The organism is Pseudoalteromonas sp. BDTF-M6 (genome assembly GCF_018334135.1).
GTDB lineage: Bacteria > Pseudomonadota > Gammaproteobacteria > Enterobacterales > Alteromonadaceae > Pseudoalteromonas.
Window position 1 is genome coordinate 1 of sequence record NZ_JAGXTQ010000018.1, and the last position, 727, is coordinate 727.

Here is a 727-nt window from a genome sequence, read left to right on the forward strand (position 1 = left end):
TCGGTTAACCTCGCTACAAAATATAAGTCGCTGACCCATTATACAAAAGGTACGCAGTCACCCTCGAAGGGCTCCTACTGCTTGTACGTACACGGTTTCAGGTTCTATTTCACTCCCCTCACAGGGGTTCTTTTCGCCTTTCCCTCACGGTACTGGTTCACTATCGGTCAGTTGGGAGTATTTAGCCTTGGAGGATGGTCCCCCCATATTCAGTCAAAGTTTCACGTGCTCCGACCTACTCGATTTCACTTATAAGACATTGTCGTGTACGGGACTATCACCCTGTATCGTGCCACTTTCCAGAGGCTTCCACTAACATCAAATAAGCTTAAGGGCTGCTCCGATTTCGCTCGCCGCTACTTTCGGAATCTCGGTTGATTTCTTTTCCTACGGGTACTTAGATGTTTCAGTTCTCCGCGTTCGCCTCTTACACCTATGTATTCAGTGCAAGATACCTGCAAGCAGGTGGGTTTCCCCATTCGGAAATCCTGGCCTCAAGCGCTTTTTACTAGCTTGACCAGGCTTATCGCAAGTTAATACGTCCTTCATCGCCTCCAACTGCCAAGGCATCCACCGTGTACGCTTAGTCACTTAACCATACAACCCAAAAGGGTGTGTATTTCAAGGACTGTTTAACTTCGCCAGAAGTTAGAATACTAAAGTAGACGCACAATCAATCTTTCAATTGACTGGCATATTTCTTTACTTATTGAGAACTCTAAATTAT

1 rRNA gene is annotated in these 727 nt (G+C 45.8%); it reads right to left on the reverse strand.

Features of this window, described 5'->3' with window-relative positions:
- A 23S ribosomal RNA gene (locus KD147_RS16740) occupies nt 1-597 on the reverse strand; the annotation flags it as partial.
- Between the last annotated feature and the right edge of the window lie 130 nt (nt 598-727).